Raw genomic sequence first — 8,761 nt, forward strand, 5'->3', positions numbered from 1 at the left:
CTCCTGGCCGCTTTCCCCATAGCACCGTGCTGCGTCTACGTGCCGTCGCCCTAGTATCCTTGGGTAGCCTGTGTGCGGCGGGGGTTTGCTCTCATATCTTGTGTTTCCGAGAGCGGCCACCACCGTTTCTCGCCATCTTTGCGCCGGGGGTCACGTACTTCCTCGAGACCGCCGTTCCAGCCGCCGCGCTGACGATCGATGACGGTCCGGATCCCGAAGAGACGCCTGCGATTCTAGATGTTCTGCGGGATCACGACGCACACGCCACGTTCTTTCTCATCGGGAGCCGCATCCAGGGTAACGAGCCCTTGCTCGCGACGTGTGAAGACGTCGATGACCCACAAACTCTGCAGCCAAATAGACTCATAGCGGAACAAGTCCATGCCAATCCGCGCTCTCGGTTCCGTTCCGCTGCCATTCTTTGCGAGGGGTAGTCTAAATGATAGAACCCTTGAGCTTCCAGACGTCCTCGGGTGTATAAAGCCGCTAGATGCCCTGCCATCGCGGGGATGTTTTCCACTTGCTCGCAAGTTGTCGCATGAAATCGTTTTTGTTCACTGTTATCCTCATTACTCTCGGTCGCCTGCGTCTCCAACATCAATCCGCAACGAACGCTGCCACCTCTCCAGGTTTTCGTGACATCTTGTCGACCTCTCCCACGTGCAGTTCTTCCGCAGCAATAAGACGTCTGGCGTATTCTTCCAGGAACACCGAGCGATCGCGTACGAGATCCAGCAGCTCGTAATACAGCCGCAGGGAGGCCATTTCATGTTGGAGCGACTCCCGCAAGATATCGCCGATGTCATGTTTATGCGTCTCCAATAAAGGACCGATGCCCAGGGAAGGATGTGCACCGAGCTGGCTGATCATCTCACCCGCTTCTTGGGCGTGCATCAGGGCTTCGCCGGCTTCATTGCGAAGCCAGGAGACGATGGGAATGCGACCATAACCGAAGACCATCAACGAATAGTGGGTGTACCTGACCACCCCTGCCAGCTCCATCTCCAGGATCTGGTTCAACTTGGCCACCACTGCGGCTTTATCAATGGTTTCTTTGGACACGAGGATTCCTCCTTCTGACGTTGTGCTTAGGTCCGCCACGGATGCGCTGGCAGGTCGGAAAGGCCAATGACCTCAACGCCCGCCTTGGCGACCAGATGATCGTTTTCGACTGAACTGCCGCTGACCCCACTCGCCTCAATGAGAACGCCTTCCGTGTTCACAATAGGAAGCCCTCCGGGGAAGGTAATTAACCCTCATTGGAATGCTCAATCCCAAACAGCGATCCGCCTGGCTGGGACAGCCTGCCGATCTGACCGGTGGCATACCGAAGAAACAGGCAGTCTTCGCCTTCTTGATAGCAATATCGATACTCCCGACCCAGGCATCGTTCATCCGGGCGAAGGCTTCAAACTCGCCCCGGAGTCCACCACCGCGATGCAGGGTGCCGAGTTGTTCTGCCTTTCGAAGGGCTGCTGCAATGGCTTGCTGCGCGTCATCAAACGTCACATGCATGGTCTCTTCCTCCGCCAAAAGCGTGTTTGAGTTGATTTATTCTTAAGAAACTGAAAAGGCGATTGGACTTGCTGCTTGGAGAAGCACAGTCGCCATGTTGGTTGCATTGAGCAACCGCCACCGGTACATGTCAGTTGTCGTATCCCCCTCCTAACTATTTTTGACCCAGCCTTGTCTTAAGCTCCAGGTCAAGCTTTCGAATGGCTCGACCGACCATCCCTTTGTTTTCCGATGATTGTGGATCTGATCGATATTCGTGGGTTGTCCCTCTCTCAACACGATGGCCCCTACCATGCCTAAGCCTATATGCAGGGGACACTTATACACATAAGCCCCTTCTTTATCCAACGTGACGCTAAATTTTTTACCCATTCTAGACTGCCATGGCGGGACGCCCTCGCACAGGGTGACGCACGGCCGTGGCTACTGATCGTGGAAGACGATTCGCACTCTGCTGAACTTGCCGTCTCGAAAGCGATGATCGTAGGTTTGGATGGTTGGTTTTTGCGCGAGCCTCATGCGCGGATTCTGGCGGGGACGCTCGCTCGATACAACAGGTCTATTTCACACCGGCTGGCTCGTCGTGGTACTCTCGGACCAGTTGTCGAGCGCTCGAACAGAAAAGTGCTACATGTCTTGGCGTGCAGCTGGGCCCGAAATTCATGTTCTCCTCAGGTGGGTCTCGGAGCTGACGGCCTGACGAGCGAAACGCTCGTCAGGGGACCGAACTCGGTACCGTCGTAGGACTGAGGCGAAAGACCTCAGCCGTCAACGTTCGAAGGTGACCCACTCCCTATCCAAACTGGAAACACCGTCTCTCACCGCCCTCGTTGGAGGTTCATTCGCGAGGCGAGATGGCGAGACTCGCGCTCACTCGCACCGGCGCGCCTGCTCGTTGCACTGCTTGCCCGGCGGGCAGAGCGCGGTCGGGCAGAACGGCGACAACGCCCCGCAAAGTCCGATACTCGACTCCCTAAATCGCGTTGCCAGGCAATGCAAGCTTCGATCGAGTGCCAGCCCAACCAATCGTTGCCTCAGGTCACTCGCTCAGATAAGAATGGCAACCCTGTAACAGAGCGGGTGCTGTTTGGGCCCGTCGCGTCATCTTGCGCGTCCAGTGCGCCAAAGGAATCCGCCGCCCAGTGATAGATCGAGGCGAGCACGCGTGGCATTCTTGACTCAATGAGCATTTCATAGAACAACTGATTGACCTCCGTCTTGTTGATGGGGATTGTGCCAAGATACTGATACAAGGCGTCATGCACCAGGCTTGCATGGTGTGCCTTGGGCCAGAACTTGTTTCGGACTTCCAAGGTTCCCTGTTCGGTCGCGACTTGCACCGCTTCGCACTGTTCCCACCAGTCCGGTGTACCGATCAGCGCCGCCCAATAGAACAGTCTCTTCGGCGTACAGCCGTCCCAGGCGTAGGTCCTGTGTATCGCCAAATCGTAGGCCACCACCGTCTTGGTCGGATCTATTGTGCACGCACCGGGATTCACGATGATGTAACCGTTATGGATGACCAGCCAATCACTGTAAAAGTACTTGTCCTTGGCGATAGCGGTCTGCTTGACCACCGGATAGTCGATGTAGTTGATCCAGGCCCCTTCACGGTTCCGGCTATGGAAACCCCATGCTTGCTGTTCCGCATTCTTGGCGTCCCGTGCGCGCTCGTTTCTTTCCGCATAGCCAATCCACCTCGGCAGGCCCAAGCCAATGTACACAAACAGTCCGATGGCCAGCAAGGTCGGTATGGCATCTTCATCGATCAGCTTGGCTAATCCCAATACGACAAGGCCAATGGCCGTAACCGTGCCGAATGAAATGTCAAACACCTTTGCCCTAGGCTTGAAATTGATATCGTTCATGATGCCCCTCGAACTCAGTTGGAAACTTATGCATATCGCGACTCCGGCCCGAGCTCAAAAGCGAAAGTCCGTTGTCTATGACCCGTCCACCCGAGAGATTGGGTTCGTTACCACGAACCATCGTCGCCAACAAGCTTAAGATCCGGTTTGGGATAGAAATCCACCATTTCGCACGAATCACTGATTCCAACAACAGATGTAAGTGTTGCGATCTGCATAGCCCAGCTACGCGCCAGGACATTTAGCACTTTTCTGTTCCAGCGATCGAGTGTCGAGGCCAAAACGTGGGAATCATAACGCGACGGATTTGGGGTTGTCACATACTCTTTCCTTCAAAACAGCTGGGACGAACGTCAAGGACTAATGCGTTTCTAATGATCGTAAACTATCAATATCCGGGTACGGCCAAACTTCACCGATCGCGGTGATCGGCAAGGTTGTGATCTTAGGCGCTAGAGGATAGGAACGGTCGCCTGGATAAAGCACCCAAAGATGCGAGAGTTCCAAATCGTGAAAGGCGATGGTCATAGATGGCGAAAGCCGCGGCGCGTCGGCATACTTGATTTCCACAGCCCAGTTTTTGCCATGCTCCAGCCAGAAGAGATCCACTTCGGCGCCAGAGTGAGTGGACCAGAACGTAAATTCCTCGCTGCGCTTACCGCAGGCCCGGGCAGCGACTTCGAGTGCAAAGCCTTCCCAGGATGCGCCTAGCTTATGGTGAGTTGCAAGATTGCGCTCCGAACGAATCGCGAGCAGCGTATGCAAGAGCCCTGTGTCGCGCAGATAGAGTTTGGGTCGCTTGACGAGTCGCTTGCGGGTATTTATATGCCGGGGCTGCAGCAGGCGAACCATAAACGTACCCTCCAAGATATCCAGGTAACGTCGCACCGTCATATCAGAAATACCGAATGCGCGCGCGAGCTCGGAATGATTCAGCACTTGGCCATGATAATGACATAGCATTGTCCAGAACCGCCTTAACGTGACAGCCGGAATGGTAATGCCTAGTTGGGGAATATCACGCTCCAGAAAGGTGGCCACATACTGCTCACGCCAGAGCATGCTCTCATCCTCAGTCCGGGCGGTGAAGGAGGGCGGTGACGCACCGCGATGCCAGAGGGGGCGCCAGTTCTGGGTGCCGATGTCCGATAGGCGTAGCCCCCCGAGTTCGTGAAGCCCGATACGTCCCGCGAGCGATTCTGAGGACTGGCGGATGAGATCGCGTGAGGCGCTACCCAAGATGAGGTAGCGCTGGTCTGGGCGTGTATCGACTAGGTGCCGAAGCAGGGGGAAGAGGGCCGGCGCACGCTGGATTTCGTCAATCACGATAAGACCGGAAAGGGGTTCTAAGACCAGTTGCGGTTGGGCTAACAAAGCGAGATCGCGTGGGTTTTCCAAATCAAAAAAGTGGTCGGTTGGGAACGCTCGTGCAAGCGTTGATTTACCAGACTGGCGGGGACCCAGGATAGCTGTGACCGGGAAAAGCGCCATTAGCTTAGTGAAAGCTGCTTTATCGATGGGGCGATCGATCATCAGTAGGAGTCAGACACCGCTGTATTGAAAAATAAATAATAACAAATGATATTTCAATATATGACTGGGCCCTATCTCAAGAAAATGTCGTACAGTTGGAGCGTCATATCCTATTGATTATTAATGGTATTATGAGGTAGAGGAAAACAGGCTACGAACCAGGTCGGGAGTTCGAATCTCTCCGGGCGCGCCAAATCAATAAGATATAGCTGGCCGCCCGACAGGGCTGGTTCAGAGCTACTGACGTGATAAATACGATCCTGACGGATATCGAAGGTACCACCACCGACATCGTCTTCGTGCACGAGGTGCTGTTCCCTTATGCACGCGCTCACATCGGCCACTTTGTGCGCACCCACGCCCAGGATCCCGCGGTACGCGACCAGATTGCAGCCGTCGCGGCGGAGGTCGGGCGGGCGCTTTCGGTTGATCAGGCCATCTCGCAACTCCTCCGTCGGGTTCAGCGGCTATTTCGACACCCGCATCGGCCACAAGCGCGAGGCGGCAGCCTACGAGCGCATCCGTGAATCCATCAGCCGGCCGGTGGGCGAATTTCTGTTTTTCTCCGACATCGGCAAGGAGTTGGATGTGGCGCTTGCCCGGCATGCAGACCTGTTGGCTGATGCGGGATCGCAAGCCTGATCCCACCGCGCGCCATCGCCAGGTGCAGGACTTCGCCGCGATCCAAGTCTAGGTCCGCTCGGTGAGCGTCCGGTTATCCCGCCAGTCCGCGAGGCTGAGGGGTGCCGGTAACGATTGGGACCTAAGCCGTCTTCAACGCGTCCACGTCCTCTTTGACGTCTTTGAGGGCCGAGAGGATCGGTCCAGGCTTTGCGGCGTAGGCCGCCGCGGCCAACACAAGTAGATCGGCGACAAGATCGATGGCGGCAGCGATCTCCTTGACCGTCTTGATGGTGGCCTTTGCTTCGGCGACGACCCCCATGAGCCTTTCCTGGGAAGCAGCGAGATTGGCGACCACGCAGCTCGCGGCGTCAATATAGAGGCCGTTGGCCTTTTGGCGCAGCATGGTCTCGTTCTGAAATACGGCCTGCGCCTGCAGCCGGTCGATGTCTCCTTTCTGGATCGCTGTCATGAGGCGTTTATGAATGGAATCTGCACAACCTGTCAGACTGTCTGCGAGAGCTTCAACCTCTTTCGGATCAGCGAGTGCCATGTGTAGGTCCCCCTTTCAGGCGTGAATCATTCCGGTAGCTGTCAGGTGGGGATCGCCTTGAGGCTGGACCGCGCCGCCTTAATGTCCTTCGCAAAGCGGCTAATAAGATGCTTGGCCTCATCGCTACTGAGCCGGTCCACATTCTCGAGAAGCCGCTTGTGCCCGTCCGCAATGCTCTTGATTCCCTGCTCTGCTGCCGCATACATCGCCTTCATCGCCTGATACTCAGCTGCCTTCGCCTGTACATGCGCACGTGCAATTACCACCAGTAACCTATCCTTCGGCCCATTGGCAAAAGGAAGCTCAGTCTCGAAAAGTCCAAAAATCTCCCGCTCTTCGTTCTCAAAGGTCTTGCGGTAGTAGCGGACCAGCCTCACCATGCCTTCGAGCATTACCTGCAGGTGCGGACCGCCTTCCTTCACCATTTCGCGAACCGCTCGCTCTTGGGCTGCCGAGGTCGCCCATTTGGCGAGGACTTTTGACATGTTCGAGAAGGCATCGACGTGCTTCGCATCGATGCCGAGATCGGGATAGGCCTTGATCCCAGAGGACACAGCGCTGAACTCTTGGGCAACGTCAAAGGTGTCGTCGCCGGCGAGCGTCGCTAACGTTCGCATGTAGAGGGAGACACCTTCGTGGACCTTCAAAAGATCCTGATAAGCCGTTTGACGCCGCTTGTCATTCTCCCGTGCCATGAGGTCCGCCTCGGCACTAAGATAGGGTTGTTCGCGCTTATAGGTGTCTCGGAACCGAATGGTCAGCTCCGTGTAGCCCGACAGCTTGGCGGACTCGCCTGCGAAATCGCGCACCGCTTCGAGGTTTACGCAGGCTCCTAGGCTCAGGAGCAACAAGCACGTGGAGATCAGTCGTTTCACTTCCATATACCTATCTCTGATAACGAGTTGGTCGCCATAACGGGACGGACCGAGGGGCCAATCGCAAGATCCCTCTTTGCCGATGGTCCTAGTTCCACCCAGATGCAGGACCGGTCAGCCGCGACCCTCGTTTATTGTAAGCATTCAAATCCAGCTCCATCCAAGCCTACCCCAGCGCGGACACCGACGCCAAGGATTCCAGAGTCACGGCACCGCAATAAGCTGAATAATCGTCCAGACAAGGCTTCCTCGCAATAGCCGATGTCGAACCATGACACCCTCTTTACAATTGATACAGCAGGTAGACCGCTTTCCTAAGATAGCGCTTTCTTCGAAAAGGTTCTGCGAATTATTTACACATTTCCGCTTCATCAAGCCGAGCGGTCCACCGCGCGACAGCCCAGCGGATGCGGTATGCTTAGTGAATATATAGCACAAAAGAAACGTAGGCTCGCCGCATCACCAGTTAGCACGCGCCTTGGTGTCCCGAGGAAGACCACAAATGCTTTGCCATGAGCAAAAACCCAACGCGATAGGTTTCGAAAACCGCAAAAGGCAAAGGTCAAAACAAGTGTTATGTCGTCCGTTATTGACGAACTATGTCCCTTGCGCGTGGGGTTGCGCGCATGCAACCGTTTATCTGCGTCAAAGGGTAACTTAGGCGGCTTTTTAGTAACACTAATCCTTGCATCCTGAAACAATCTCCGATAGTTTTGCTATCCCCGAGGACAGATGCGCCTTTGGCCAGGTGCTGGTTTATTTGGAATGTAATCCATAAGCTGGACGGACACCGCTGATGGCAGCGGTGCAGCGGGCGGAGAACTGCGATGCTCTATCTCGATTCGACGGTGATAATTCGGGGAATCACGCTGATTCGTGACTATAACGATAAGAGTCTCGTTTATTACCTGCCGAACTCCCCCCGGCTTTCTGTCGAAGCCGGACAGCCGCTGTTCCAATTACTTATGTACCGGGACATCGGTGACACCGCTTCCGGCCCACGCGGCGGCGGCTTCCTCATCATGACGACCGACCTCGGCGTGCCCGCGGGTCAGCTCGAGCAGGTTCGGAACGAAGTATCCGGTCGGTTCGGCGTTCAGGCGAACCTCGTGCCGGTTCCCGTCAAATCGGGATCGGTCCGCGTCACGGTGCTCGACAGCGGCTCGATTGGCACGGAAGGCGCCAACCGCGAGATTCGCTTTGTGGAGAACGTCGTCGCCCACACCGCGCCCAGCCTGTACGCCGACCAGCGCGCGGCCTTCACGGCCGAGCTGAGCAAACAGGGTGCGGTTCTCCTCAAGGCGGCGCTGCGTGGAGAAGGTACAACGCCCGTCGTGGTCGTCTACGACCTCCAATATATCGGATTACTCCCCGCGTACAACGTCAAAATCACTATCAACTTCCAACAGTCGTACGAGCATTTGCGCACCCGTATGCAGATGAACACGCTATGGTTCAAGACGGACATCGATCAAGAGATGGAAACGCTCCGAAAATCGGGGGCGATCAAGATCGAGGAGGTCGTCTACGAGACGGAGACGACCGAAGACGCCGCGGCCCGCATGACGCGGCTCAACGCCCTGGTCAAGGAGCTCGCGCAGTGGACGTTCTTCAAGCCGGGGCTGAATCCTGGCGCCGTGCTGGCGACCGATCGCGGGACGCTGCAGGCCTATGACGCCACGCCAGACCTGACCAAGATCACCGCCGGACTAACCAACACCTCCCGCGCCGCGCTCACCGGTGTTGGGGCCAGCGAAGACGCCGGCGCGCCGCGCCGCCCAGGCGCGGCCGTCGCC

Annotated in this window: 7 protein-coding genes and 2 pseudogenes; 3 read left to right on the forward strand and 6 right to left on the reverse strand. The window is 56.3% G+C overall.

The annotated features are described in order from the left end of the window. On the forward strand, positions 1–434 hold a 434-nt coding region (locus M3436_17150), incomplete at its 5' end, for a polysaccharide deacetylase family protein (GenBank protein ID MDQ3565754.1). A 163-nt stretch (positions 435–597) separates the two neighbouring features. Here the strand turns inward: M3436_17150 and M3436_17155 are convergent. The 4 genes and pseudogenes from M3436_17155 to M3436_17170 form a co-directional block, all read right to left on the reverse strand. Next, the gene (locus M3436_17155) at positions 598–1,062 is read right to left on the reverse strand and encodes a bacterioferritin (protein ID MDQ3565755.1); all 465 of its coding nucleotides are present in this window, start codon (positions 1,060–1,062) and stop codon (positions 598–600) included. Positions 1,063–1,088: 26 nt separating this feature from the next. Further along, a pseudogene (locus M3436_17160) lies at positions 1,089–1,515 on the reverse strand (heme-binding protein). Positions 1,516–2,549: 1,034 nt separating this feature from the next. Further along, complete coding sequence (locus tag M3436_17165) at positions 2,550–3,383, reverse strand: hypothetical protein (GenBank protein ID MDQ3565756.1); 834 nt, start codon at positions 3,381–3,383, stop codon at positions 2,550–2,552. A 360-nt stretch (positions 3,384–3,743) separates the two neighbouring features. Continuing rightward, positions 3,744–4,916, reverse strand: coding sequence for an ATP-binding protein (locus tag M3436_17170; GenBank protein ID MDQ3565757.1), 1,173 nt, complete (start codon positions 4,914–4,916; stop codon positions 3,744–3,746). Positions 4,917–5,161: 245 nt separating this feature from the next. Between M3436_17170 and M3436_17175 the strand changes: the two are divergent. Beyond that, a pseudogene (locus tag M3436_17175) lies at positions 5,162–5,610 on the forward strand (hypothetical protein). 69 nt (positions 5,611–5,679) lie between these two features. Here M3436_17175 and M3436_17180 read toward each other — a convergent pair. Together M3436_17180 and M3436_17185 are read right to left on the reverse strand one after the other, a co-directional pair. Further along, positions 5,680–6,009: a hypothetical protein gene (locus M3436_17180; GenBank protein MDQ3565758.1), complete on the reverse strand. Its 330-nt coding sequence runs from the start codon at positions 6,007–6,009 to the stop codon at positions 5,680–5,682. A gap of 122 nt (positions 6,010–6,131) precedes the next feature. Continuing rightward, positions 6,132–6,965, reverse strand: a complete 834-nt coding sequence (locus M3436_17185; GenBank protein ID MDQ3565759.1) for a hypothetical protein — start codon at positions 6,963–6,965, stop codon at positions 6,132–6,134. 827 nt (positions 6,966–7,792) lie between these two features. Here M3436_17185 and M3436_17190 point away from each other — a divergent pair. Continuing rightward, the coding region (locus tag M3436_17190) for a hypothetical protein (protein ID MDQ3565760.1) at positions 7,793–8,761 on the forward strand (969 nt) is incomplete at its 3' end.

The organism is Pseudomonadota bacterium (assembly GCA_030859565.1).
Taxonomy (GTDB): Bacteria; Pseudomonadota; Gammaproteobacteria; order JACCXJ01; family JACCXJ01; genus USCg-Taylor.

Coding starts and splice junctions, on each gene's coding strand:
- M3436_17180 (MDQ3565758.1), bottom strand. CDS start 6,009: ATGACAGCGATCCAGAAAGGAGACATCGACCGGCTGCAGGCGCAGGCC.
- M3436_17170 (MDQ3565757.1), bottom strand. CDS start 4,916: ATGATCGATCGCCCCATCGATAAAGCAGCTTTCACTAAGCTAATGGCG.
- M3436_17165 (MDQ3565756.1), bottom strand. CDS start 3,383: ATGAACGATATCAATTTCAAGCCTAGGGCAAAGGTGTTTGACATTTCA.